The following is a 24,951-nucleotide window of genomic DNA, read 5'->3' on the forward strand; positions in this document are numbered from 1 at the left end:
AATGCACCTCCATTCCAAACTTTTGTTTTATTTTCAAACACATGTTTATTATATATGTAAATGCTTTCTTTTGCAAACTAAAAAACGAAAATCCGCTTCTTTTTAGGAAGGAAATTTTCGTTTAGGTTCATTTATTTTGAAGAATAGCCAGTTCACTTTCAGTTAAAGGGCGGTATTCGCCGAGTCCAAGTGACTCGTCTAATTGTAAATTCCCCATCGAAATTCGTTTTAAATAGCTGACTTTCTTACCACGTGCGGCGAACATTCTTTTTACTTGATGGAATTTCCCTTCTTGGATAGTGACGTTTATTTCGTTTGGTGTAATAATTTCTAAACGTGCTGGTTTGCAAGTGTATCCATCGTCGAGTTCAATTCCAGCTGCAAAAGCTTCTACATCAGCTAGAGTAACATCACCATCAATTTTAGCGTAGTATGTTTTATCTATATGTTTTTTAGGTGAGAGCAAATTGTGCGCGAGTGTGCCATCGTTCGTTATAATTAGCAAGCCTTCTGTATCTTTGTCTAAGCGGCCGACTGGGAATGGATCAGTGAGCGTGTCCTCTTGCGCAAGCAAATCGATGACGGTTTCTGACACATTATCCTCGGTTGCGCTCACGACATTTTGTGGTTTATGTAGCATAAAATAGACGAATTCTTGGTAAACGACTGGTGTTCCATGGACAGTTACTTGGTCTTTATCAGGGTTTACTTGGGTTTTGCTATCTTTCTGAATCGTGCCATTGACGACAACTGCCCCAGATTTAAGCAAAGGTTTCACTTCTTTTCGACTCCCGAACCCTGTATGGGACAATAATTTATCTAAGCGCATGGTTTCGCTCCTTTTTTTCTTTTATTGTAACAAAAAAACGAAGCTTCCTCAAAGGTACTCCGTTTTCTTTCTATTATATAGTTTCAACAACTTGTTTATTTTGAGGTATTGTTAAGCCGAGGTTGCCTCTTAATGTCGTAGCTGGATATTCATTTCGGTATAAACCTCGACTTTGCAGAAGAGGAATAACTTGTTCCACAAAAGTTTCAAACGTTCCAGGAATATCAGAAGCAATAATAAAACCATCTGCAGCATCATTTTGGAACCAAACATCGATTAAATCGGCTACTTGTTCTTTTGTTCCTATAAAAGGTGTTTTTGGCGTTGCTGCTTCTGTTGCCACTTGACGAAGGGTTAGGTGCCGTTCTTTCGCTTCTTTTTTGATTCGGTCTGTTGTGCTTTGAAAGGCATTTTTGCCAATATCACCAAGGTCTGGGAATGGAGCATCCAAATCAAATTGACTTAAATCATAGTCGTCGAAGTAACGCGCTAGGTAAGTTACCGCATTTTCTATTGGAATTAGGCTAGCAAATTCAGTATATTTGGCTTCTGCTTCTTCCAACGTGTCCGCTACAATTGGGCTAATTCCTGGAAAAATTCGGACTTCATCTGCATTTCTACCAGCCTTTTCAGCGCGGGCTTTCACATCTTGATAGAATTCAATGGCTTCTTCTAAGGAATCAGAATGAGTGAAAATGGCTTCCGTGTTTTGAGCAGCGAAATCGCGCCCCGTACTAGACGCGCCTGCCTGGAAAACAACTGGTTCTCCTTGCTTCGAGCGGCCGATATTTAACGGCCCTTCGACTTGGAAATACTCTCCTTGATGATTTAAACGATGTAATTTTTCAGGATTAAAGAATTCACCGGTTTCTTTATTATAAGTGAACGCATCCTCTTCCCAAGAACTCCAGAGTCCGCGAACCACTTTTAAATGTTCTGCTGCAATGGTGTAGCGATCGCTGTGGGTTGGGAGATTTTTCTTGCTATGATTTCGCGCGGCGCCTTCTTGCGGAGAAGTGACTAGATTCCAACCCGCTCGGCCGCCGCTAATGTGATCAAGCGAAGAGAGCTGTCTTGCGAGTGTAAATGGTTCTGTAAAAGAAGTCGAGAAAGTTCCGACAAGTCCGATGTTTTCCGTAGACTCAGCTAATGCCGATAAAATCGTAATTGGTTCAAAACGATTAAGAAAATGCGGAATCGATTTTTCGGAAATAAAAAGGCCGTCTGCAATAAATACAAAACTAAATAACCCTTGTTCGGCAATTTTGGCGCGTGTCTTATAAAAATCTAAATCCGTACTTGCTGCGGGGTTGATGTCCGGATGTCGCCAACCATCTGTTGTTCCGCCAACACCGTGAATAATTGCACCAAACTGAATTGTTTCTTTTCTAGTCATTTTACTTCCTCCTTTTCAAACAATGCTTTTTCCAAATGTTCCAATCCGATTTCTGTAACTGCTTGGTAGGTCCCTTTTTCAATATCGCCGATTTCTACGACTGGGACATAACGAATGCCGTATTTCGCTTGCAGTACTTCTCGCAAATAATCATGGTCGGTGACGTCGATATCTTGGAAGACAATTTTTTGCTCAGTTAAATAATCTTTCACATCTTTACAATAATGACATCCTACTTTACTCCAAACAACGACGTTAGCCATGGACAACTTCCTCCTTTATCGATTCACTTAATAATTGGTACGAGTATCGCTTGATTTCCGTAGATTTAACTGGTGTTAAAACAACAAAATCTTGGATATTATATTCTTTTGAAAGGCGTTTAATCTCTGCTCCGACTTCTTGTTTGGTTCCTGTTATTGCACCAATTCTTTGGGTAATAAACCGGTATGTTTGGTTGATATCTTTTACGTAGGATTCCGCTTGTTCGCGCGATCCGACATTAACTCTACGTCCGTCCGCAAGCTCGACTTTGATTGACTCTCGCTCTGGAATATGTCGGTCTGCTGCGATTTTAGTCTCAGCTACTACAACAATTGGTGCTAGTTGGAAACTAGCTTTTGTGTTTATTCGGTACTGTTCAAATAGCTCGCGTGCTTCTTTTAAAACAGCTTCTTCTCCATTTATAAAATAAGCAAACACAAAGGAAATACCTAGTTTGGCAGCTTGTTTCGCGCTAGCTGCACTTCCTCCAAGCAAAAATATCTCTGGTTTGTTTTCTGGAAGTGGTTTTGCTGCAATAGCCACCTCTGAATGATGGGTTACAAAATCGACTAGTTCTTTCAATTTGGCATCAAAGGTTCGCGTAGGTTTTACGAAGTCTTTTTGAAGGGCATCGGTTGCTGGTTGAAATCCGCCTGGCGCTTTTCCGACGCCAAGTGACATCCGACCCGGCGCTAAGTTCTCAAGCACATGAAATTGTTCAGCGACTTTATATGGACTATAATGTTGTAGCATTATTCCGCCAGATGCAAGCTTGATTGTGCTCGTTTTTGCAGCAATATACCCTAAAAGAACTTCCGGAGCTGCGCCAGCTATTTCGTCTGAATTATGATGCTCGGCAACCCAGAAACGATGATAGCCGAGTTGTTCTGCGAGTTGCGCAAGTTCTACGGTATTTTGCAAAGCTTCACTAGGTTTTTCGCCTGGATTTATAATACTTTGGTCCAAAATACTGAATCGAATCGTCATATGACACGCTCCTTTTTCACTTCTTTGATTTCATATAAATAATCCGCTGAAACTCGGTGTAAAAAGCGTTTTGTCCGTTCTTCTTTGGTATGATTAAACACTTCATCGGGAGTACCTTGTTCGACAATTAGTCCACCATCCATAAAAACGACTTGATCTGCCACTCGTTTGGCGAACTCCATTTCATGCGTAACGACGATCATCGTTGCACCCGCACGTGCAATCTCTAGCATTACTTCCAATACTTCACCGACAAGTTCAGGATCAAGTGCGGCGGTTGGTTCATCAAACAAAATGAAGTCTGGATTAATAGCGAGTGCTCGTGCGATTCCAACGCGCTGTTTTTGCCCGCCGGAAAGTTGGGAAGGATAGGCACTAAATTTGTCCGCCAAACCGACTTTTGTGAGCTCTCGTTCTGCTATTTCACGTGCAATTTTTTTCGGCATTTTTCTAGCGACTGTTAGACCCTCCATCACATTTTGAATGACCGTTTTGTGCGAAAAGAGATTATACTGTTGGAAAACCATCGCCGTATTTTTCCGCAGTTGCAAAACTTCTTTTTTGGATGGTTTCTTACAGTTAATTATTTGGTCATGCATCGAAATTTCACCATTTTCAGGTCTTTCCAGTAAGTTTAGGCATCGTAAAAAGGTTGTTTTCCCTGAGCCACTTGGGCCAAGTATTGTTACTACTTCACCCTTTTTCACCGTTAAATCAATTCCTTTTAAAACCTTATTTTCGCCAAAGCTTTTTTGAATATTTTTAATTGTAATCATACTGTCCCTCCTCGATATTTAGCGATATTTTTTTCCAAGATATAATTAATCGCTTCAATCAAAATAGTTAAAAACCAATAAATGAGTGCGGCACCGATAAATGCTTCGAGAAACGCGTAATTGTCGGAAGCTACTATTGTTGCCATTCCAGTGATTTCTGGGACTGCAACGATGGCAGCGATGGATGTGGTATGTAAAAATCCGATGCACAAATTCGTGAAATTCGGTAGGGCAATCATGAAGGCTTGCGGTAAGAGCACTTTTCGAATCGCTTGGCCATGCGTATATCCTACAGAGTAAGCCGCTTCCATTTGTCCGATATCAACCGCAATAATACCGGAGCGCAAAATCTCGGTTAAGTAAGCTCCTGCCGTGAAAGACAGCGCGATAATGACAAAAATAACGACCGGTATTTTGTTTGCAGAAATGCCTAATCCGAATGATTTGCTCAAAAAATCCACCAATAGGGGAATGCCTAGGTAAATCAGCATAATATGCAGAATCGCTGGGGTGCTTCGAAAAAAAGAAACGTAAAACTTCGCTATCGGTTCTAAAAATCGGACATGATACATCCGAATCAACGTCATACCTATAGCGATAATGAAACCGAACAATATCGGAAAGAAAGTCATCGCAAGTGTTAACGGGATAGTTTTTAACATTGCCATTACGGCGGTTCCAATAAAAGGCACATCAAGCGGCATCATTATCTCTCCTTTATAACTCGATATCGAAAATACTCGTGAATCTGGTGTTTTCTTTTTTAACTCGTTTTTCAATCCATTTGAAGGAATATTCCAGTAAGACGGCCGTCAAATAGTAAATAATTGATAAAGAAATATAGACCTCTAGCGCGTGATTACTTAGTGTTATCAGCGTCTGACCTCTTCCTGACATATCCATTACTCCAATCGAAAAAGCGAGCGACGTATCTTTCAAATAACCAATGACTAAATTGCCAAAATTCGGTAGAGCTTGATAGAGTGCTTGTGGCAAGATGATTCGTAAAAACGTTTGGCGACTACTCAGACCAATACTATAAGCCGCCTCTGCTTGTCCGGCATCCACGCTGTTCACGCCTGCGCGAATCACTTCGGCAATGGTCGCTGCACTGCTTAACGCATAAGTCGCAATCGCAGCATAAAGGGGATCCATTTGTGATAAATCAATGCCAACGATGCTTGAAAGTGCCGGGATTCCGTAAAAAACAATAAATAGTTGAACCATAATCGGCGTCCCACGGAAAAACGAAATATACACTCTGGCCAATTGATCTAAAACTGGTATCTTATAAATTCTTGGTAAAGATAGTAGAACGCCTAATATAAATCCAAAAATAAGCGAGAGTGCCAAAATATACAACGTAATCGGTAAATAACCAGCTAACGTTGGAATAAAATCAGCAATCATTTTCACATCGAACGCTTTATCCATTTTAATGGCGCCCTCCCTCGTTTAATATTGTTCTTTTGAATAATCTGCGCCAAGCCATTTTTCACTTAATTTTTTAAGTGTTCCATCATCAATAATAGATTGAAGCGCCTCATCTACATCTTTGCTTAGTTTTGTTTCATCTTTTCCGAGCATGAAGTATACTTTCGCATTAGATAGAACATCGCCAACTACTTTTTCTTTGATAGCGCTTGTTTTATTTTGGAAATCTACCGCGAATGGTGTAGAAATCGTTGCATCAGCGCGGCCAGTTTTCAGTTGGTTCGCTGTATCATTTGACCCTTGACCTTCATAAGCAATTTCAAAATTATTGCCTTGTTCTTCATTAATTTTTTTCAATACGAGCGCACCATTCGATGTTGCGCTTGTGATAACGCGTTTTCCAGCTAAATCTTTTGTGCTGTTTATGCTGTTATTACTGTCTAATACCGTCAATTGTAATGGGAAATTATTGTATGCTACATCATTAAATAAAAATTTCTTCTCGCGTTCTTTACTTTTTTCCATTTGATGCGCGACAATGTCTACTTTTCCAGCTCCAAGGCTAACGAGTAAATTAGAAAAATCCATCGTTTTAAATTTAAATTTATAGCCGGGCAAACGTTTATCGATTTCTTTTACTAGTTCGACATCATAACCGGTTAATTTCCCATTTTCATCCAAAAAGCAGACATTTGGAAATTGTGTTCCAGTGCCAACCGTGATTGTTTGTACTTTTTGATTCGCTGCTTCTGGTTCTTCTTTTCCTCCACATGCGCTTAATGTTAATGCGGCTGTGAGAGCCAGTGCCAAAATCCCATATTTCTTTTTCATCCTTTTTCCCCCTTTTTTATGTCCAGCTAGGTATTCCGAGTAGTGTGGCGTCGAATTTTTCCGGAATTAAGATTTTCCGCATCATAACACCCACATCACCGTCTTCCTCATGTTCAAAGTAGACCTCATAACCGCGGCGTAGATACATATCCAGCAACCACGGGTGTTTTCTAGCAGAAGTTCCAAGTGTCAGTGCCGGTGCTTTTAGCGTGTCGCGAAGTACCCGTTCTTCTACATACGTTAATAATTTATCGCCAATCCCCTGTCCTGCAAGTTCCGGTGCCGTTGCAAACCACCAAACAAATGGATATTTAGAAGGTGGTGAGCTGCTCTCCCACGGAAAACGAACGGTAATCGTAGAAATTAATTTGCCGTTTCGTTCTAAAACAAAAGCAGAAGAATTAACAATATTTTCTGTCACCATCGCTAAATCCGCATTCGTTGACGGCCAATCAATTCCTAATTCTTTCACCGATTGAAAAGCACTCGACAACAATTCCAAAAATTCCGGCGCATCATCCACAGTCGCTACTCTAAAAATATCTTCTGTCATTTCCCGCTCTCCTCCTTAAACTTCCACTGATTGTTGATTTAATAATGAAATGAATTGGTTTAAAGCAATATCTAGCCGTTCTTTCGCTGAAGATTCAATTTCATACAGCCCATCCCCGAGCCGTTCAATTTGTTTGTCTACCGTAAACTGCCCTTTTAATATCGTTTCTGCTCCAAGTTCCTTCAACACAGGATCAAGTGCGTATTGCAGTGCGAGCAAATGTCCGTTTGATCCACCAAGTCCAAGTGGCAAAACGACTTTCCCTTTCAAAGCTTTGAGTGGCAAAAGATCCAAATAGGCTTTCAACACTCCTGAATAGGCTGCTTTGAAAATCGGGGTAGCAATAATAACGCCCGAACTTGATTCAATTTCACTATTTGCCAATTGAATATCTGAATGCGCGAAATCAGCGGTGACTAATGCTTCTGCGTTTATTTTATGCACTTCGATGATGTTCACTTCTAAACCATTCGTTACTAATTCATTTGCTGCTAGTTGAGTTAATCCTGTAAGCCTGGATTCTGTTTTGATTCCCCCAGCAATAATTGTCACTTTCCCCATCAAATCGCCCCTTTTCAATCCCTATCAACTTACTTGGTTTTTAGATATTAGCTATACTATAAAGTAAAAGATTGGGTTTGGCTAATCAAAAAAACTAATGGCTAACCACAGTAATACTAATACTTCTGCCTGAATCCGCATTATTCCTATGAATTTTATCAGATTAATAAATTGCTTCTCCTATTTTTACAGTGTATACTGTTAGAAATATCAAAAAACTCCAATATGAAGGGGGAATTATATTGGAATTTCGAACCATTAAAACTTTTTATACGGTGGTTAATACGGGAAGTTTTCAACGCGCAGCAGAAGTATTAAATTATTCGCAACCGACTATTTCGATGCGAATAAAACAGTTGGAACAAGACTTAGATGTTCAGTTATTCGAACGTGGCAAAACTTTAAAACTAACGCACGCAGGTAGATTATTTTACGAAAGGGCGGGCCAGCTCATCGCTCAATATGAAGTACTCGATCACACGATATTCGACTTAAAAAATGGCAACGCCGGCCTTATCAAAGTTGGAATTTCCGAGCCTAGCGCTAGTCTCGTTTTTCCGAAAATTTTAAAAACGTTTCTAGCGGATTTTCCAAAGTTAATGGTGAATGTATCGGTGGATGATGCGAATACTTGTAGCCAAAAACTCATTGATGGGGAAATTGATTTTGCGATTTGCGGAGAACCAGAGCTGATTTTGGAGAACTTCTATTTTCCATTTTTCCATGATTCGTTAGATTTAATCGTCTCAGAAAGCCATCCGTTAGCTTCACGTACTTCTGTGGAGTTACGTGATTTACGCGATGAATGCTTTATCTTCACACCGGCAAATTGCCCCATCCGCATCCAAATCGAACAGCATTTAAAACGTGCTATTGGTAGTGATTATAAGAAAATGGAGCTCACAAGTAGTATGTCACATAAGTATTTTGTTCGTGAAAATGTTGGTGTATCTATCTTTACTAGCACCGCGCACTCAGAACTACTTGATGGCACGGTCCGCATTCCGATTGAAAATTTACCCATCTCACCGCCAATTGGACTTTTAACTAACCAAAAAGAAAAAGATTTTGACAGCACGACGAAAGAACTTATCGACCGGATTATTTATTATTTTGATGATAAAAAAAGACAGCTAGGCTAAAAAATTAGCTTAACTGTCTTTTTTATTAAAATTCTAATTGCATATTCGCCTCTATCGCAAGTAAATTATCACGATACACTTTCATTTCTTTCCGCGTAATCGTACCTTTTTCAAAGTAGTGTTGAATTGTTTCGCGCTCAATTTGTGAAGCTAAGTCAATTGTTGTTTGTAGCGCTTCATCATTGCTTTCTTTTTTATTTTTCCCACGACCCAATGCTCGCTCAAAATTCATTAAATAAAGCGAAATGATTTCTGGGTTATACTCATTTGAATCCAGTTCTTGTAGTTTTTGAATGACGAATAGATTGTTTTCATTTTGCAGTTTAGCAATTTCTTTTCTACGTTCTTCAAAAGTAAGAGGCACAAATCGGAAGTCTCGAAAACGATGACTTAATAACTGGCGATACCGCATTCTCGCTCGGTACTTCTCTGCTCGTGTTTGGACGTAGAGTCGTTTTCCAAGCCGCATCATATGCGAAAGTCCCACACCAGTATCAATTTTTCGTTCAAATACTAATCTTCTCGTATTTTCAAGTTGCCATTCTTGCGTTAATCGCCGCAATTCTTTTTCAGTAGCATTTACTTCCTTATGCTCCATCAAAGAGAAAATCCGATTATTATACATATTCAACACTTTATTCATTTCCACTGCATTTTCATCTGTTTTATACGCCTGTAATTGCTGCACAATATCGCGAAGTAGTACAATATCTGTCGTATGATCCGCCGCAATTTTGTCTTTCTTATCTGCAAAAAGTGGCAAGGTGAAATTGGCCAAAAGTAGCGTCGTAATAATAACTCCAGCAGCAATAAAAATAAGTAAATCACGCTCAGGAAACGCATTCCCATTACCAAGAACAAAAGGTAACGAAAGCGCACTGACTAATGTAATTGTCCCGCGAACACCAGCCACAGTATAAAGAAAAGTATTTTTCAATCTGCTAACCAAGTCCACTTTCGGATTTTCCTCGTAATTGCGGAAAAACAAGATCCATAAAAACCTTAGCCCGAGCAGTAAGAAAGTGATTCCTAGTATATACACGAATAGCATACCTTTTTGAATATTAGCATCTTGCCAAATCGTCATCAAAATTTGCGGTAATTGTGTCCCTAGTAAGATAAATACCAAACCATTCAAACTAAAAATAATAACAGACCACGTGTTTTTTGAAAGCAAGTTCAATTGCGCAATTTCAGGATTTAGTCCCTTGTAACTAAATGAATGCACCATTCCGCCACTAACTACTGCTAAAATCCCATTTACTCCAACTTTTTCGGCTACCATAAAAATTAAAAATGGTAACAAAATTTCCATCAGCATAAAAGAAGTCATATTTTCGATTCCTAGCTGACGTAAACCACGCATTAACATGATTTTCAGTAAACTAAGGGCAGCTCCAAGCGCAATCCCACCTAATGAAAGAAGCAAAAAGCTTGTTCCAGCTGACATAAATGAGAATGTTCCGGTTACAAGCGCCAACACAGCAAACTGGAACGAAACAAGTCCGGAAGCATCGTTAATAAGCGATTCACCTTCCAAAATATGCATAATTTTATGGGGTACTCTTACTTTTTCAGCCAGCGCCCCCACCGCAACAGCATCCGTAGGCGCAAGTGCCGCAGCTAACGCAAACGCCGCGGCAAAAGGTATCGCAGGAATTAAGTAGTGAATAAACGCACCCAGTACCCCAACTGTTACAAACACTAGCCCAATCGATAATGACAAAATAGCCTTCCGATTTTTCCATAAAGATTTCTTATCCGTACTCGCCCCATCATTAAAAAGAATCGGCGCCATAAATAATAATAAAAATAATTCCGGATTTAAATCCATCGTATGATCCCCAAGCGGAATCGCCAAAATAATCCCTAGTATTACTTGAATTAAAGGCACTGCAATCCCCGGCAAAAATCGGCTTAATACATTAGACAAAAACACCGCGCTCAACATTAATAAAATCAGTTCAAATATTTCCATTAATACATCCCTCGTTCCCGTATCCGTGCCACTGAGTCAGAAGCGTGGCATTTCTTCCGTTCCCATATTAGCAAAAAAACTTTTCAGAAACATCCGTCTCTGTATGGAGTTTCCTAGCTATTTTTACTTCTTCTGATAGACAATTTGTTCGTCTACAACTGTCATCATAGCGCTCACTTGACGAAGGTCTGCTTGTTTCATTTGAAATGGATCTTCTGCCAAAATCGTAAAATCAGCAACAAAACCTGGTGCAATTTGTCCGCGTGTAGTTGTTTTGTAGCCCGCAAATGCCGCGCCTTTTGTATATAGTTGAATCGCTTCAAATACAGTGAGTGCCTGCTCTGGCCAATATTCTACTCCATCCAAATCTGCATTCGCCGTTCTAGTAACAGCCGCATGGATACCCCAAAACGGATTCGGCACTTCAATCGGCGCATCGCTTCCTCCAGCTAGTGGGAAACCAGCCTGTAGAAGCGTTTTCCAAGCAAAAGCTAGCGGTGGATGATTTTCTCCAAGTACTTCTAGTGCCCAAGGAAGATCACTCGCCATGAATTGTGGCTGTATATCAAATAGCACAGGTAACCCGGCCGCTTCTTCTATTAGCGCTTCTGTAAGCCAAGGTGTGTGGATTAGTCTGTCGTATTGCCCTTCTCTAGGCGGATTGGCACGTAACGTTCGAATAACATTAGCAAAGGCTTGATCCCCTAAAATATGAATAGCAACAGGTAATCCTGCTTTTCGCGCCGCATTAACCAAATCTTCAAACGCTTGATCAGAATGAATTTGCAATCCTTTTTCATCAAGGTTGTCCGCATATCCCGCACTCATCAACGCCGTTCGCGAGCCAACTGTTCCATCATAGAAAATTTTCATCGCCCCTAATTCTAAAAAGGCATCCCCACTTACGAAACTTTCATTAGAAGCCGAAAAAGCAGCTAGTTCTGCGTGGTGAACCAGCAAATGCGCACGAAACGGCATTTTATTAGCACCAATAGTATTTCGAAAAGCAGCTAAAGTCGAAGTGAATCCCGTGAAATAATGTAAATCTTCCGAGTGTGCACCCGTTATGCCTTTCGACCACAGATCAGTTATCGCGATTTTAAGCCATGCGCTTAGTTCAGAAGGCGTTGCTGCAGGGAAAGAATCTATCGCCATAGTCGTTGCATTATCTCTTAAAATCCCCGTAAAATTACCCGCTTTATCACGAACAATTTCGCCGCCACCATCAAAACCATTTTCCGAAAAGTCGGCAATATGCGCTTGTAATGCAGAATTAATAGAAACACTATGATAATCAATGCGCCGAACTAAAATCGGATTTGTCTGGCTAACTTCATCTAAATCGGCTAAAGAAATCAACGTTTGCTCATCTGACCATTTATTCTCATCATACCCTTCCACAAACAACCATTCGTCACTAGCAAGTTGCTTGGTTCTTTCAGCAATCAGGGCTAGTGCCTCTTTTTTAGTAGTGGTTTGGTTTAAATTAAGACGTTCTAAAGCTTGTCCATACCAAAGTAAGTGAATATGCGCATCAACGAACCCAGGAAATACCACTTTCCCTTCTAAGTCAATCGTTTCGGTAATATTAGCCGCATATTGTTTTTCTAGTTCTCGTGCTTCTCCAACCGCATAAATATGACCGTTTTCTGTTAATACCGCAGAAACTTGATCCCCTTCAGCTGTCATTTGGTAAAAGGTAGCATTTTTCCATAATTTCATTTTTTATTCCCCCTGATTGACGGAAATTTTCAAAGCTGCTTTATCTTGTTGGTCCTTTTTCTGTAAAATTTGTTGTAGTGTAATACTAATTAATGCGCATCCGAGTAAAATAAATGCGCCAATAAATAGAGCTTTAATGCCTCCGAGATTTTGAACGACAATTGCTCCTAAAAATGGTGCTAGCATGCGCGCTGCTGTTGCCATCCCGTTCACAAGACCTTGATACAAGCCAGCCGCTCCTTTTGGTGCAAGTTGATAAGCAATCGTTGGAATCGCTGGCCAAGCAAACATTTCCCCGAGCGTTAAGAAAATCATTCCGAGTACAAAGCCACTATAAACACTTGCATTCATTGCGACTACAAAAGATAAGATAAATAAGAAAATACCGATATAAATTTGTGCGAGTAAATATTTTTTAAATCTGTTTACAACGGGGATTAAAATGAGCTGACCAAGTACAATCAGCGCGCCATTTAAACTCCATAAATTTCCGTATTCGCTCGATGTCACACCTTTGATTTCTGTCATGTACGTAGATAAATTCGACTGCCACTGCACATGCGGCAATTGGCAAAGCAAGTATGTCAATAATAATAGAATAAAAGAACACAAAGCTAGTTTAGTCGGAAATTCGCGTTTAGCGCCTTTTTTGCGATGTTTTGTTTCTGCGCTTACTCGCTCCGATTTCCAATCAATCTTGTGGAAAAAGAAGAAGAAATATCCAGCGAAAGCAATCGCAAATACAAAAGAACCAATGTATACATGACTCATTCCTTGTTTCGCTAGAAGCCCTGCAAGCAACGGACCAATAGCCACGCCAATATTTTGCGCCACATAAATCGCATTAAATCCAGTTCTTCCTCCAGTCGGATGTGTTAACCCTGCTGCTGCGTATAATCCAGAGAAGACCATCCCCATCGCGATACCAACCGCCCACAAATTCCAAATAAAGAATGGAAATCCGTGAAAAAAGCACAACGAAGCAGTTGAAAGCACTAATATAATCGTTCCAATCGTAAGTGAAATAAAACCAGAAAACCGGTCAAAAATAAGTCCGCCGATAATACTAGAAACAATCCCCACTCCAGAATTTATCAACAACACTAATGAAGCGTCCGTTGTCGACATCCCTAACTCTTGCGTCATGTAAATCATATTGAAAGGCCAAATAAACGATAGCCCTGTATATAGTAACACCATCCCAATAATTACAATCCATAAATCCTTTGGTAACCATTTTGTCATTTCCTACACTTTCCCTTCATTAAAACTCACCTTTTTTAGGGTATCACAACCATCCACATTCGAAAAGAAAAACTTCATCAAAAAACCACCTAGCAAATTTTGCTGGTGGCTAATAAGGGACTGGCGATAAATCCCTATCATGGTTACTTATAAGTGTACTATGAATTCGAATTTTTGTCTGTGCTAAATTAAGAAATATTTCAATTAATTTTTTGTAAAACTTTTTTATAGGCTAAGTCTCTCAAATAATTATGAAATTGTAATACATCTATTTCAAGGTAATAGCCTAATTCATATAGAATATGTTGCTGCTTCAATTCTTTTACTTGAAAAGCACATATTTCTTTAGGAACAACTTGCATAATCTCTTGTCTAAAAAAATCTAACGCTACTTTCCAGGAAGTTGTATGTAATCTCAAAGGCATTTCTTGAATGAACCACTGAATGCAATCAATTTCATTTCGATCTAAAAAATTCTTTTCTATCATGGTTAAATCAGCAACCTTAATCTTACCCATACTTTTCAAGATATCCTTTACATATGTTAAAGGAATTTTCCAGGCTACCGTGTTAGAGAGGGGGTGGATTTTTGTCTCTTCTCGAGTAAAACCAAGAATGCTTCCTTTTCCCCAAGAACTATTTCTTGCAGCACATTGTGTTACATTTCCCTCGTCAATTGCATACACATATTCATTGTTTTCTGGGCAATGAACAATTTCCTCCTCGTTCCAATACACCAATTCCGCTACTTCTTGAAACCTTGGATTATTAGTTAACGTAAACATTAATTCCGTTGTAAACCTTTCCTCCATTTATCCCGCCTCCTCAAAATCCTCACATCAATTCATCTCTCTTTATCATAATAAAAAAAAAGCGAGCAAAGAGTTCTCAAAGAACCATCTTCTCGCTTCTTATGTCCATTTTGTGACAAAATCACTTTTTCAGTTTTATTAATGTAATTTTCTTAGCATTTTAACGGAAAACAATATAAAAAATTATCTTTATTTCCGAGATTCACCTTTTCGAATAACCCACCAAAGAGAAAGACATGTAATACCTTGAAAAATGAAAAATATTCCAAGTATAATCCCAACTGCAATCGCTACTAGCATGTTTGTGAACAAGGAAATAACAGCAATAATCAATCCTATAATTCCCATGATAAGTAGTACTGTCCATCCTGGTAAACCTTTTACAGCAAACGCCGTTAAAATACGTAATATCGCTGAAGCTAGTATCCAAATCGCGAATATAATAATGAAAACACGTTCCGCCATATTTGACTCGAAAATAGCAAATCCACCAATAAGGATTGATAAAATCCCATCAAACATTATCCATTTGGAAATACTCCAATATTTTTGTTCTCCAAAATAAGAAATCACTTCATTAATCCCATTTAAAACTAAAATAATCCCAATAAAAATAGTTAGTGCTTGCAGTGAAGTACTTGGATTAAACATTAAATAAATTCCAAGACCAATCATCGCCACACCGAGAATTAAAACGAAATACGTGTATAACTTTCTCATGGTTTTGCCCCCTTTTTAGTGATTAGTAAGTAATGACCCTGCCGCTTCATCAATAATAAATACGACATTCGGATGGTTACGTAAAATCGACGCTGGACAACTTTCATCAATTGGTCCCTCAAGTAAACCTTTAACGGCTTCTGCTTTTCGTTCACCAGAAGCAGTGACTAAGATTTGTTTTGCATCCATCATATCAGCTAATCCAAGTGTAAGCATTTGGGATGGCGCTTCGTCTTCTTTTAAGTTGTTGTACATGATGGTGCTTTTGATAGTAGATTCATCGCTATCTGCCAAAAACAATCGCGCATCAAATGGTGTTCCGGGTTCATTAGCCCCAAGATGTCCATTTACCCCTAAGCCTAGAATTTGCAAATCGCGCTCATTTTCAGCCAAAATTTTCTTATAGCGGGCAATTTCGTCAGTAAAGTCAGCTAGGCTTCCGTCCAATAATTCGACTCTTTTTGGCATTTTGTTAATTAAATCATAGAATTTTTGGTGCATATATGTGTAAACAGTGAAGGAAGCATCGCGTTTAGCCACATACTCATCCAAATTCATTAAAAATACTTTTTCGATTGGAATTTCGCCTGCATTAATTCCTTTTACAAGTCCCTCGAACATTCCATCAAAACTTGCTCCGGTAGTTGTATTAATTACCGGATTATCATTTTCGTTAATGACTTGTTTGACAACTTCGAGCGCTTCTTGTGACATTTCTTCGTATGTTTTTGTCCTGATTAATTTCATAAAAATCCTCCTCTATAAGCTTTCATTACCCGAACTATTTTTTCTAAAGCAAACCATGCTTTAGAAAACTTGCGTATAACCCATCTTCTTCAACGGATTTTGTTACTTCATCTGCAAGTAATTTTAGCTCTTCTTTGGCATTCCCCATTGCAATACCAGTTTCACAATAAGTAAGCATTTCTGCATCATTCATTCCATCACCAATGCCAATCGTCGTGTTCTTCTCTGCACCGATATGCGCTAGTAGAAATTCAATCGCTGTTGCTTTATGAATATCTGGCACCATCAGCTCTCCACTATCGTCCCCAAAAATAGGAACTGTGCAATGTAAAACTTCAAATTTGCCACTAAATTCATTTTTTATTTCTTCAAAAGGTACATTTTTATTTTCTAGGAAACAAGCTTTATTGACATCTGTGCGGTAAAGATTTGTTTCACCGTAAGTTAGGCTTGTCATGAAAGGATGCGGATTATTGGCTTTTTTCTCGCGCGCAATCGGATCATTCTCGACATCGCCATAAACTAAGCTATCTAAATGAGCTTCTAGATTTTCGCTTGCAAATAGCCCCCCGTTAGACTCCAAATAGAAATCTAAGTTCTTTTCATGAAAGAAATCTACCATATGAACAACGTCTTCATTCGCTACTTTTTTATGGTAAACAATTTCATCGTCTACTTCGATATAGCCACCACCTGCACCAATAATCCCATCAAACCCGATGGATAAAATCGAGTCATACAGCTCTGGTTTAGAACGACCAGTGCATAGATAGACTTGGTGACCATTGTTTCTAGCTTTTATTATCGCGGTTTTGGCAGATGCTGGAACAAGCCCATCATCCGTTACAAGCGTACCATCTACATCTACAAATACTATTTTTTTCGTCATGCAATACCTCTTTTCGTATGTTAATAGTTTAATTATAGCATTTCTTTAATAAGAAGGCGCCCCATCGCGTAACAAAAAAGCAAGATTCCCATTTTCAGGAAACCTTGCTTTTAATTTGTTTAGTTTTCTAAAGCCATTAATTTTTGATTATCGTCAAGAGCTGATTCATGTGCATCATGGCGTTTTTTCAAGTGGCTCATAGATAGATATAGTAAGCCAACACATGCGATCATGATGATTGTAAGAACGAGCATCGACATACTGTATACATTTGGTCCCATACCTGCTGCCAGTGACTCTCTAAACGCATAAATCGAGTAAGTCATTGGTAAGAACGGATGGATTAAATTGAAGAACCATCCAGTAAGTGGCATTGGGAATGTTCCGCCTGATCCCGCTAATTGAACAATGAGTAATACCATCGCGATAAAACGACCTGGATTATCAAATGTCATAGCAAGAAGCATGATAAGGAACATGTAAGCAAGAGCTGTAATAATCGCTGTTCCGAAGAATTCAACAATGCTATCTGGTCTTAGTCCTAGTGCTATCATGATACCACCTTCAAGAAGTGCCATCGCAACAGCTGCGACAAAACCAAGTGATAGTTTACTTAACCACCATTTATAAGCTGGTTGTCCTTCCATCGAAACACGTCTGATTGGCATGATGAAGTTAAATACAAGTGCACCAACATATAGAGCTAGTGATAACACATATGGTGCTAATGCATGTCCGTAGTTACTTACGTGCGTATATTCATTATGTGCGAGTTTTGTTGGAGCAGCAATCATGTTAAATGTTTTGTCTGTTGCTTTTGTATCTTTGACTTGTTGTGCTCCGTCTGCTAGTTTGTCTGTTAATTCTGTGCTGCCGTCTGTTAATTTAGTAAGTCCATCTCCTAATTGGAAGGAACCATTCGCTAATTTGGAAGAACCATCGGCAATTTTGGAAGAGCCGTCTGCTAGTTGTCCTACGCCTGAAACTAGTTTTGGTGAGTTAGCTGATAGTTGGTTTAGACCGCCTGCTAATTGGCTTGAACCTGCTTGTAGTTGATTAACTCCACCTGCAAGTGTTGGTACTTTTGCAGCTAATTGGTTTGTTCCGCCTTGTAACTCTGTTGCGCCTGAACGTAATGCGCCGGAATTACTTGCAAGTTGATTACCACCATCATTTAACTGACTTAATCCGTTTTCCATATTTGCACTACCCGCAGCGAGTTGTCCTACGCCAGAAGTTAGGGTTGGCACTTGGCTGTTAAGTTGATTTGTTCCAGCAACTAATTTGGCATTTCCAGCTTGTGCTGATTTGAGTCCAGCAGTTAGTTGGTTCGCGCCGCCAAGTAGAGTTTGACTACCTGAGCCATTAATTGCTTGGTGAATACTGTTAAAGGCTTCGTTTGTTCCACCGTGAACTGCTTGATAACCAGCGGAAATTTTCGCTACGCCAGTTTGTAATTCTGTTACTTGTGTTTGAATTGCCGCTAAATCAAGACCTGATAAGCCGCTTTGTAGTTGTTCTACTGTTGCTACTTGTGTAGCGGATTTTTGTGTTTCTTTATCTAAATCGGCTTGAATAGCATCAATAATTTTTTGTTTATCTTCTGCACTCACGCCAGCTGTCGCATTAATTTTTGATTTAATTGCTTCAGCATCGAAGTTCGCATTAGATTTAATAAATGTTAAGCCATTTTGTAGGTCGCCTAAGCTTTTTTGTAAGGCAGCGAGTTGTTTTGCAAGTGCTGCATCTTCCCCGTTGACACTTTTATTTAATTGATCAATTCCTTGTTGTAAATCGTTCATGCCTTGTTTCAATTGGGCAATTTTGCCTTGTTTATCAGTTAAATTACCGTCTAATTCTTTAAGTCCTGCTGAAAGTTTGTTACTTCCATCGACTAGTGAATCTAAGCCAGTTGCTAAGCTTTTTTGGCCGTTATTTAGTTGTGTTATGCCCGATGCTAGAGTTGGTACACTGCCATTCATCTTATTTAATCCATCTGAAAGTGCAGTAGAACCAGTGTAAGCTTGGTTAATTCCGCCTGCTAGTGTATCTACACCAGATGTATAGGTAGAAACTCCGCTAGCTAATTTCGTTGCCCCGCCGTCAAGCGCTGCTACACCGTCTTTTAGTGGTCCTACTCCAGCTGCAAGTGTCGAAACACCATCATTTAATTTATCCCCACCAGCGGCCGCAGTGTTTACACCATCTGTGTAAGTTTTCAAGCCAACTTCTAACGTATTAGCGCCATCTTTGAACGTTAAAGAGCTATCTGCGAGCGTTTTTAAATTAGTAGAAATCGTTTTATTACCTTCTTGTGATTTCACAAGGCCATCTTTAATTTTTCCAGAGCCATCTGCAGCTTGGGCGAACCCTTCACCAGACTCTTTAATTTTATCAAAAATTGCTTCCGCGTATGATTTTGTTACTTCAGCGGAAACCTCGCTTTTCAGTTGTTTGGCTCCTTGTTCACTCACGACTTGACCTAAATAGTTCAGCGAGCCGTTTGTTTTATAGGATAATTCCATTTTTTTCGGATCTTTATCTAAAACGGATGCTGCATTTTTAGAGAAATCTTTTGGAATCGTGACAATCATATAATATTTGCCATCTTTTAAGCCTTGTTCCGCATCTTCTTTGGAAAGAAAATTCCAATCAAGTTCTTTGTTGCTTTTCAGTTTTGTGACTAACTGATCACCAACATCCATTGTTTGGCCGTTATAATCAACCGGTTTATCATTGTTAACTACCGCTACTGGTAAATCCCCTGTTTTGCCGTACGGATCCCAGACGGATTTTAAGAAAAAGCTTGCATATAAAAGTGGAATAAACAGAATAACTACAAATGATAAAAGTAGTATTTTGTTTTTAAATAATTTCTTCCACTCATTTTTTACCATATCCATTTTATTACCGCACTTCTTTCTTTTAAAGATTTATTACGCTTCGTTCCAATCTATGATAGTGGTTCGTTCTTTCCCAATAACTTGCTCTACTAAAACAGATAATTTTTGTGAGTATAAATAATTAGCGTATTCTTTATCAGCGTTTCTAAAAGCACTTGTAATGGTGTGAATACCGGACTCTGCAAATTCATGATAGTCAGAGAAAACAGTGTGGATTAAGTCGGAATCTGGGTATGTATCGATTTTCCCTTCCACTGCTTCTACAATATCCAGCAAATTAATTTCTTCAGGGTCTTTAGCAAGCGTGAAACCACCGTTATTACCCGAAACTGAATTAATCAGCCCGCTAACGACTAGCTTCCTCAAAATTTTACTAATATAAGACGGCGACGAATCACGCAAACGGTGATGAATAGTTACGGAAGAAATGGGAACATCTACCTTCTGGGTGTACAACATCGTCATAATACAAAATACCTGATCCATACTTTTGCTCAACTTCATAATAAAAATCCTCCCTCTTCCCATTATTACCTTTCAATATCCTTAATGGACATTTAACATCTATATACAATACACCCATTTTTTTTAAAGTGCAAGAGTTTTTTACTAAAAATGGAAAAAAATTTAATGAATACGTTTGCCGTGAATAAAACAACCTCAAGTACTGTCTCAAAAATTTTCCTTAGCCAAGAAAAAAACTGGAATAATTTTCGAAAACAAACGTGCTAATCTTATACATGTTCCAACAAACAATAACTTAGGAGGTGCTTTTCTCGTGTTAACTGATGATGTTCCAAAAAAATCACATTTACCATTAATTAAGCATCATTCTAATTACTTATAGCTTCGTTTAGTTGTATTTTCGCAAACAAAAAATTGGGAGGTACTACACAATGTCTAAACAAGCAAAGTCTTTAACCTTATTCGGATTTTTCGCCATTACGGCTTCGATGGTTATGACAGTTTATGAATATCCAACATTTGCCACTTCCGGCTTTCATCTCGTATTTTTCTTGCTACTTGGCGGATTTTTATGGTTCTTACCTGTCGCTTTATGTGCAGCAGAAATGGCGACAGTTGATGGCTGGCAAGAAGGCGGTATTTTTTCTTGGGTGGGAAATACACTCGGGGAACGTTTTGGTTTTGCCGCAATCTTCTTTCAGTGGTTTCAAATAACGGTCGGATTCGTGACAATGATTTACTTTATTCTCGGCGCGCTATCGTATGTATTTGATTTTCCCGCGCTCGAATCGAACCCTTTTATTAAATTTATCGGTGTTTTAATCATTTTCTGGGGACTTACTTTTTCTCAACTAGGTGGTACGAAAAACACTGCTAAAATCGCGAAATTTGGTTTTATTATCGGTATTCTCATCCCAGCAATCATTTTATTTATCCTAGGTATTGCTTATGTTGCTGGCGGAAATCCCCTTCATGTCACTTTTTCCAAAGAGGCGTTTATCCCGGATTTCTCAAAAGCTTCAACATTAGTCATCTTCGTGTCATTTATACTCGCTTACATGGGTGTTGAAGCTTCCGCGAGCCACGTAAATGAAATGACCAATCCAAAACGCGATTATCCACTAGCGATGATTATGCTCGTTATTTTAGCCATCGCACTGAATACAATCGGCGGCCTAACCATTTCCGCTGTGTTACCTTTAAAAGATTTATCCCTTAGCTCCGGTGTCGTCCAAACATTCCAAGCATTAATTCTGCACTTTGGTTCCGGCTTAGGATGGGCAGTAAAACTGATTGCCATCATGATTGCACTTGGCGTCATGGGTGAAGTCAGTGCCTGGGTAGTCGGCCCCTCACGCGGAATGTATACTGCAGCAGAACAAGGCTTACTTCCAGAAAAAATGAAAAAAGTAAATAAACACGGTGTCCCTGTTCCACTTATTATGGTTCAAGGCGTCGTCGTTACCATTTGGGCAGCTATTCTCACATTCGGCGGCGGCGGAAATAATTTATCATTCCTAACTGCCATTTCCTTAACCGTAGTCATTTATTTAGTCGGCTATTTACTCTTTTTCATCGGCTACTTAGTACTTATTTTCAAAAAATCAAGCTTAAAACGCACCTATCAAATCCCTGGTGGCAAAATTGTTAAAGTGATTGTAGCGCTAATCGGCTTAGTAACATCCGTTTTCGCTTTATGTATCTCTTTTGTTCCACCAGCATCCATCGCCGCAAAAAGCGACACGACATACATGGTTATCTTATCAATCAGCTTTATCGTCACCGTACTAATTCCATTTATCATCTACGCTGTGCACGATAAAAAAGACATCTCACCGAAAGATATTACACATTTAGAATCAAGCGACATCAATAAATTCACCCACCCAAGAGCTCGTGGCGAACACATTATTAACCCCGACGAAAAACATATTATGAATCAAGACAAATTATAGGAGGAAAAAATCATGTTATATAGTAAAGAAAATAAAGAAAGTTATTTAGAACCAGTTTTCGGATCAAGTGCAGAGGATCGTGATATTCCTAAATACACCCTCGGAAAAGAACCACTCGAACCTCGGATTGCCTATCGTTTAGTAAAAGACGAACTTTTAGATGAAGGTTCTGCCCGTCAAAACTTAGCTACTTTTTGCCAAACATATATGGAAGACGAAGCAACCAAATTAATGTCCGAAACACTAGAAAAAAATGCAATCGATAAATCTGAATACCCAAGAACAGCTGAACTTGAAAATCGTTGCGTCAATATTATCGCTGACTTATGGCATGCACCTAAGGACCAAAAATTCATGGGAACTTCCACAATCGGCTCTAGTGAAGCGTGTATGCTGGGCGGAATGGCAATGAAATTTGCTTGGAGAAAACGTGCGGAAAAACTTGGCTTAGATATTTATGCGCAAAAACCAAACCTCGTTATCTCCTCTGGCTACCAAGTGTGCTGGGAAAAATTCTGTGTCTACTGGGATATCGATATGCGCGTTGTTCCAATGGATAAAGATCACATGCAACTGAATACCGACCAAGTCCTTGATTACGTCGACGAATATACAATCGGCGTTGTCGGCATCCTCGGCATCACTTACACAGGCCGCTACGATGACATCTACGCACTTAACGAAAAATTAGAAGAATACAATAGCAAAACAGATTATAAAGTCTACATTCACGTTGACGCAGCTAGTGGTGGCTTCTTCACTCCATTTGTCGAACCCGATATTATCTGGGACTTCCGCTTGAAAAACGTTATCTCCATTAATACTTCTGGTCACAAATACGGCCTCGTTTATCCTGGTATCGGTTGGGTCCTTTGGAAAGATGAAAGCTACCTACCAGAAGAACTTATTTTTAAAGTCAGCTACCTTGGCGGAGAAATGCCAACCATGCAAATCAATTTCTCCCGCAGTGCGAGCCACATCATCGGTCAATACTACAATTTCTTACGCTACGGCTTCGAAGGCTACCGCACCATTCATCAAAAAACAAGCGATGTAGCACAATACCTTGCCCATGCAGTCGAACAAACCGGCTACTTTGACATTTATAACGACGGCTCCCATTTACCAATCGTCTGCTATAAATTAAAAGACGACGCTAACGTAAAATGGACATTATATGATTTAGCGGACCGCCTCCAAATGCGCGGCTGGCAAGTTCCCGCATACCCACTACCAAAAAACTTAGAAAACATCATCATCCAACGTTACGTCTGCCGCGCTGACCTCGGTTTCAACATGGCAGAAGAATTCATCCAAGATTTCCAAGCCTCTATTCAAGAACTAAACAACGCTCACATCCTCTTCCATGATACCCAACAATCCGGCGTCCACGGCTTCACACATTAATAAAAAGGCTAGCCTCTCAAATAGGCTAGCCTTTTATCATGTTCTTTTATTCTAAGCGACTGAATCGCCCTTTCTACATCTACAAGATCTCTGTCAAAAAAAGCCAAAGAAATCGGAATAATCATCCCATCTACCGCTTCCTTCAATTCCATTTCACAGTTCGGATGGCAAAGCACAATCGTTGGCTCACTTGACTCCGTTAAAACCTGGTTCAACTCCTCCACTGAATTAAACATCGTCTCATGCACCGTCACCTTCCGCCCCAGCTCCTGCTCCACCTGAAACTTACACGACTCGAAATTAATTAAATTAAAGGAAAAAATACAAATTTGCACCGGATTGTTCCATTTATAAATCAGTGGATACAAATGAATCGTCAAATAATTAATGTGCGAATCAATTAATAATACTCGATATTCACTAGCCTCATTCCAGCGCTCCAAAACATTTTTCACAACCATATAAAGTGGCTCATACTTTTTATCCAGTAATCGCTCATTACTCGGAATAAGTCCCTGCAAATTAAACAACGTCTTCTTCAAAAAGTAACAAAGTGCCGCCCGAAAAAGCGAATGATTAACAACCTCCGGACCAAAATATTCCTCAAATAAATCAATCAAAACTTGTAAATCCGCATTTTTCATTATCAACTCATTAAACTGCTCCAACTCCACCTTTTTCATGGAAGCATCAATGATACTAAAATTAGTCGAATAATAAATCAGCATTAAATACAAGTAATCATTATATGAAAATTCCTGACCAAGCTCTTTTTCAAGTGTTTCCTTACTACTTTTCCGAACCATAGCAAGAAAGCTTGAAGACTCAATATATTTTTGACACTGTTCATCCAATATAATTGCACTAGTCGGAATATCCCTCTTAAACACCATCGAAATCAGCGACCGAAAATACGCATGACCTTCCGCATTATGCGCCAACGTATCAATATTAATCCGCAAATTCAACGTCGCCATAAAGTCATCAATCATTTGCTTCTCCTCATCCAAAAGTGGATAAATAAGCACACCATATTCTGCTTGAAGAAGCGCAATCAAATACCGAACCCTGTATTCCTTCCCAGTAATTCGATTATTATCAAGTGTCAAATCAATTTCTCGAAGAAACGCTTCTACCTTGTGCTTCAACCGATACGCATGCGAATGAGAAATAAAATACGTATCCATAAAATCTGTGAATTTGCGCTCCTCCACATTCGTAACAAAAAACGCCACACATTTCAAAAACATTGAGTTATCATATAACTTATACAAAACTTTCCGTTCCGTCGCCCCATTTTGCAACCGACATTGGTATACCCAATTATCCACACAT

At 39.3% G+C, this 24,951-nt stretch carries 23 protein-coding genes (1 of these 23 only partly in view); 3 read left to right on the top strand and 20 right to left on the bottom strand.

Going from position 1 to position 24,951, the window contains the following annotated elements:
- Positions 1 to 127 precede the first annotated feature (127 nt).
- From LMOATCC19117_RS11860 to ssuE, 10 genes are all read right to left on the bottom strand, one after another.
- Positions 128 to 829 (bottom strand): pseudouridine synthase, encoded by a 702-nt coding sequence (locus LMOATCC19117_RS11860; RefSeq protein WP_003725112.1) that lies wholly within the window; start codon positions 827 to 829, stop codon positions 128 to 130.
- A 73-nt stretch (positions 830 to 902) separates the two neighbouring features.
- A complete protein-coding gene (locus tag LMOATCC19117_RS11865) occupies positions 903 to 2,225 on the bottom strand; it encodes an LLM class flavin-dependent oxidoreductase (protein WP_003734804.1) in 1,323 nt (440 codons plus the stop codon).
- A complete protein-coding gene (locus LMOATCC19117_RS11870) occupies positions 2,222 to 2,488 on the bottom strand; it encodes a glutaredoxin family protein (protein ID WP_003725114.1) in 267 nt (88 codons plus the stop codon). The genes LMOATCC19117_RS11865 and LMOATCC19117_RS11870 overlap by 4 nt, the downstream gene beginning before the upstream one ends.
- Positions 2,481 to 3,476: an LLM class flavin-dependent oxidoreductase gene (locus LMOATCC19117_RS11875; protein ID WP_003725115.1), complete on the bottom strand. Its 996-nt coding sequence runs from the start codon at positions 3,474 to 3,476 to the stop codon at positions 2,481 to 2,483. Before LMOATCC19117_RS11875 ends, LMOATCC19117_RS11870 begins: the two co-directional genes overlap by 8 nt.
- Positions 3,473 to 4,252 carry an amino acid ABC transporter ATP-binding protein gene (locus tag LMOATCC19117_RS11880; RefSeq protein WP_003734803.1) on the bottom strand — a complete coding sequence of 260 codons (780 nt, stop codon included), beginning with the start codon at positions 4,250 to 4,252 and terminating at the stop codon, positions 3,473 to 3,475. Before LMOATCC19117_RS11880 ends, LMOATCC19117_RS11875 begins: the two co-directional genes overlap by 4 nt.
- On the bottom strand, positions 4,249 to 4,956 hold the full coding sequence (locus tag LMOATCC19117_RS11885; protein WP_003725117.1) for an amino acid ABC transporter permease: 708 nt from the start codon (positions 4,954 to 4,956) through the stop codon (positions 4,249 to 4,251). Before LMOATCC19117_RS11885 ends, LMOATCC19117_RS11880 begins: the two co-directional genes overlap by 4 nt.
- A gap of 13 nt (positions 4,957 to 4,969) precedes the next feature.
- Positions 4,970 to 5,686, bottom strand: a complete 717-nt coding sequence (locus LMOATCC19117_RS11890) for an amino acid ABC transporter permease (protein WP_003725118.1) — start codon at positions 5,684 to 5,686, stop codon at positions 4,970 to 4,972.
- Between the two features lie 21 nt (positions 5,687 to 5,707).
- Positions 5,708 to 6,517, bottom strand: coding sequence for an amino acid ABC transporter substrate-binding protein (locus tag LMOATCC19117_RS11895; protein WP_003725119.1), 810 nt, complete (start codon positions 6,515 to 6,517; stop codon positions 5,708 to 5,710).
- A gap of 16 nt (positions 6,518 to 6,533) precedes the next feature.
- Positions 6,534 to 7,070, bottom strand: coding sequence for a GNAT family N-acetyltransferase (locus LMOATCC19117_RS11900; protein WP_003725120.1), 537 nt, complete (start codon positions 7,068 to 7,070; stop codon positions 6,534 to 6,536).
- A 15-nt stretch (positions 7,071 to 7,085) separates the two neighbouring features.
- The gene (gene ssuE, locus LMOATCC19117_RS11905; RefSeq protein ID WP_003727730.1) at positions 7,086 to 7,631 is read right to left on the bottom strand and encodes an NADPH-dependent FMN reductase; all 546 of its coding nucleotides are present in this window, start codon (positions 7,629 to 7,631) and stop codon (positions 7,086 to 7,088) included.
- A gap of 242 nt (positions 7,632 to 7,873) precedes the next feature.
- Here ssuE and LMOATCC19117_RS11910 point away from each other — a divergent pair, with 242 nt between their 5' ends.
- Entirely contained in the window at positions 7,874 to 8,773 is a 900-nt protein-coding gene (locus LMOATCC19117_RS11910) for a LysR family transcriptional regulator (RefSeq protein WP_003734801.1), read from the top strand.
- Positions 8,774 to 8,798: 25 nt separating this feature from the next.
- On the opposite strand, the gene LMOATCC19117_RS11915 is transcribed toward LMOATCC19117_RS11910, so the two are convergent.
- The 9 genes from LMOATCC19117_RS11915 to LMOATCC19117_RS11955 all read right to left on the bottom strand — a co-directional run bounded on the left by LMOATCC19117_RS11915 (position 8,799) and on the right by LMOATCC19117_RS11955 (position 20,293).
- Complete coding sequence (locus tag LMOATCC19117_RS11915) at positions 8,799 to 10,751, bottom strand: cation:proton antiporter (protein WP_003727728.1); 1,953 nt, start codon at positions 10,749 to 10,751, stop codon at positions 8,799 to 8,801.
- Between the two features lie 123 nt (positions 10,752 to 10,874).
- Complete coding sequence (locus LMOATCC19117_RS11920) at positions 10,875 to 12,473, bottom strand: amidohydrolase (protein ID WP_003734800.1); 1,599 nt, start codon at positions 12,471 to 12,473, stop codon at positions 10,875 to 10,877.
- Between the two features lie 3 nt (positions 12,474 to 12,476).
- Positions 12,477 to 13,718 carry an MDR family MFS transporter gene (locus LMOATCC19117_RS11925; protein ID WP_003727726.1) on the bottom strand — a complete coding sequence of 414 codons (1,242 nt, stop codon included), beginning with the start codon at positions 13,716 to 13,718 and terminating at the stop codon, positions 12,477 to 12,479.
- 200 nt (positions 13,719 to 13,918) lie between these two features.
- The gene (locus LMOATCC19117_RS11930; protein ID WP_003734799.1) at positions 13,919 to 14,530 is read right to left on the bottom strand and encodes a hypothetical protein; all 612 of its coding nucleotides are present in this window, start codon (positions 14,528 to 14,530) and stop codon (positions 13,919 to 13,921) included.
- Between the two features lie 189 nt (positions 14,531 to 14,719).
- The gene (locus LMOATCC19117_RS11935) at positions 14,720 to 15,250 is read right to left on the bottom strand and encodes an HdeD family acid-resistance protein (RefSeq protein ID WP_003725127.1); all 531 of its coding nucleotides are present in this window, start codon (positions 15,248 to 15,250) and stop codon (positions 14,720 to 14,722) included.
- A gap of 15 nt (positions 15,251 to 15,265) precedes the next feature.
- Positions 15,266 to 15,997 (bottom strand): glucosamine-6-phosphate deaminase, encoded by a 732-nt coding sequence (locus tag LMOATCC19117_RS11940; RefSeq protein ID WP_003725128.1) that lies wholly within the window; start codon positions 15,995 to 15,997, stop codon positions 15,266 to 15,268.
- 43 nt (positions 15,998 to 16,040) lie between these two features.
- Positions 16,041 to 16,886: a Cof-type HAD-IIB family hydrolase gene (locus LMOATCC19117_RS11945; RefSeq protein WP_003725129.1), complete on the bottom strand. Its 846-nt coding sequence runs from the start codon at positions 16,884 to 16,886 to the stop codon at positions 16,041 to 16,043.
- 119 nt (positions 16,887 to 17,005) lie between these two features.
- The gene (locus tag LMOATCC19117_RS11950; protein ID WP_003734798.1) at positions 17,006 to 19,789 is read right to left on the bottom strand and encodes a YhgE/Pip domain-containing protein; all 2,784 of its coding nucleotides are present in this window, start codon (positions 19,787 to 19,789) and stop codon (positions 17,006 to 17,008) included.
- 33 nt (positions 19,790 to 19,822) lie between these two features.
- On the bottom strand, positions 19,823 to 20,293 hold the full coding sequence (locus LMOATCC19117_RS11955) for an Rrf2 family transcriptional regulator (RefSeq protein WP_003723817.1): 471 nt from the start codon (positions 20,291 to 20,293) through the stop codon (positions 19,823 to 19,825).
- 392 nt (positions 20,294 to 20,685) lie between these two features.
- On the opposite strand from LMOATCC19117_RS11955, the gene gadC reads away from it, so the two are divergent.
- Entirely contained in the window at positions 20,686 to 22,209 is a 1,524-nt protein-coding gene (gene gadC, locus LMOATCC19117_RS11960; RefSeq protein WP_003727715.1) for a glutamate:gamma-aminobutyrate antiporter, read from the top strand.
- Between the two features lie 12 nt (positions 22,210 to 22,221).
- Entirely contained in the window at positions 22,222 to 23,616 is a 1,395-nt protein-coding gene (locus LMOATCC19117_RS11965; RefSeq protein WP_003727714.1) for a glutamate decarboxylase, read from the top strand.
- An 8-nt stretch (positions 23,617 to 23,624) separates the two neighbouring features.
- Here LMOATCC19117_RS11965 and LMOATCC19117_RS11970 read toward each other — a convergent pair whose 3' ends face one another.
- A protein-coding gene (locus LMOATCC19117_RS11970; protein WP_003734797.1) for a helix-turn-helix domain-containing protein crosses the window boundary here: on the bottom strand, positions 23,625 to 24,951 show its 3' portion. Its footprint extends 188 nt past the window's final position; 1,327 of the gene's 1,515 nt are visible here — the last part of the coding sequence; the start codon falls outside the window, past its right edge — the gene reads right to left on this strand; it ends in the stop codon at positions 23,625 to 23,627.

Source organism: Listeria monocytogenes ATCC 19117 (assembly GCF_000307025.1).
Taxonomy (GTDB): domain Bacteria; phylum Bacillota; class Bacilli; order Lactobacillales; family Listeriaceae; genus Listeria; species Listeria monocytogenes_B.

What these genes read in the sequence shown, in the direction of transcription:
- LMOATCC19117_RS11915 (WP_003727728.1), bottom strand. Translation starts at nt 10,751, where the DNA reads ATGGAAATATTTGAACTGATTTTATTAATGTTGAGCGCGGTGTTTTTG.
- LMOATCC19117_RS11950 (WP_003734798.1), bottom strand. Translation starts at nt 19,789, where the DNA reads ATGGATATGGTAAAAAATGAGTGGAAGAAATTATTTAAAAACAAAATA.
- LMOATCC19117_RS11860 (WP_003725112.1), bottom strand. Translation starts at nt 829, where the DNA reads ATGCGCTTAGATAAATTATTGTCCCATACAGGGTTCGGGAGTCGAAAA.
- LMOATCC19117_RS11925 (WP_003727726.1), bottom strand. Translation starts at nt 13,718, where the DNA reads ATGACAAAATGGTTACCAAAGGATTTATGGATTGTAATTATTGGGATG.
- LMOATCC19117_RS11865 (WP_003734804.1), bottom strand. Translation starts at nt 2,225, where the DNA reads ATGACTAGAAAAGAAACAATTCAGTTTGGTGCAATTATTCACGGTGTT.
- gadC (WP_003727715.1), top strand. Translation starts at nt 20,686, where the DNA reads ATGTCTAAACAAGCAAAGTCTTTAACCTTATTCGGATTTTTCGCCATT.
- LMOATCC19117_RS11935 (WP_003725127.1), bottom strand. Translation starts at nt 15,250, where the DNA reads ATGAGAAAGTTATACACGTATTTCGTTTTAATTCTCGGTGTGGCGATG.
- LMOATCC19117_RS11965 (WP_003727714.1), top strand. Translation starts at nt 22,222, where the DNA reads ATGTTATATAGTAAAGAAAATAAAGAAAGTTATTTAGAACCAGTTTTC.
- ssuE (WP_003727730.1), bottom strand. Translation starts at nt 7,631, where the DNA reads ATGGGGAAAGTGACAATTATTGCTGGGGGAATCAAAACAGAATCCAGG.
- LMOATCC19117_RS11940 (WP_003725128.1), bottom strand. Translation starts at nt 15,997, where the DNA reads ATGAAATTAATCAGGACAAAAACATACGAAGAAATGTCACAAGAAGCG.
- LMOATCC19117_RS11885 (WP_003725117.1), bottom strand. Translation starts at nt 4,956, where the DNA reads ATGCCGCTTGATGTGCCTTTTATTGGAACCGCCGTAATGGCAATGTTA.
- LMOATCC19117_RS11900 (WP_003725120.1), bottom strand. Translation starts at nt 7,070, where the DNA reads ATGACAGAAGATATTTTTAGAGTAGCGACTGTGGATGATGCGCCGGAA.
- LMOATCC19117_RS11880 (WP_003734803.1), bottom strand. Translation starts at nt 4,252, where the DNA reads ATGATTACAATTAAAAATATTCAAAAAAGCTTTGGCGAAAATAAGGTT.
- LMOATCC19117_RS11875 (WP_003725115.1), bottom strand. Translation starts at nt 3,476, where the DNA reads ATGACGATTCGATTCAGTATTTTGGACCAAAGTATTATAAATCCAGGC.
- LMOATCC19117_RS11890 (WP_003725118.1), bottom strand. Translation starts at nt 5,686, where the DNA reads ATGGATAAAGCGTTCGATGTGAAAATGATTGCTGATTTTATTCCAACG.
- LMOATCC19117_RS11870 (WP_003725114.1), bottom strand. Translation starts at nt 2,488, where the DNA reads ATGGCTAACGTCGTTGTTTGGAGTAAAGTAGGATGTCATTATTGTAAA.
- LMOATCC19117_RS11920 (WP_003734800.1), bottom strand. Translation starts at nt 12,473, where the DNA reads ATGAAATTATGGAAAAATGCTACCTTTTACCAAATGACAGCTGAAGGG.
- LMOATCC19117_RS11945 (WP_003725129.1), bottom strand. Translation starts at nt 16,886, where the DNA reads ATGACGAAAAAAATAGTATTTGTAGATGTAGATGGTACGCTTGTAACG.
- LMOATCC19117_RS11895 (WP_003725119.1), bottom strand. Translation starts at nt 6,517, where the DNA reads ATGAAAAAGAAATATGGGATTTTGGCACTGGCTCTCACAGCCGCATTA.
- LMOATCC19117_RS11930 (WP_003734799.1), bottom strand. Translation starts at nt 14,530, where the DNA reads ATGGAGGAAAGGTTTACAACGGAATTAATGTTTACGTTAACTAATAAT.
- LMOATCC19117_RS11955 (WP_003723817.1), bottom strand. Translation starts at nt 20,293, where the DNA reads ATGAAGTTGAGCAAAAGTATGGATCAGGTATTTTGTATTATGACGATG.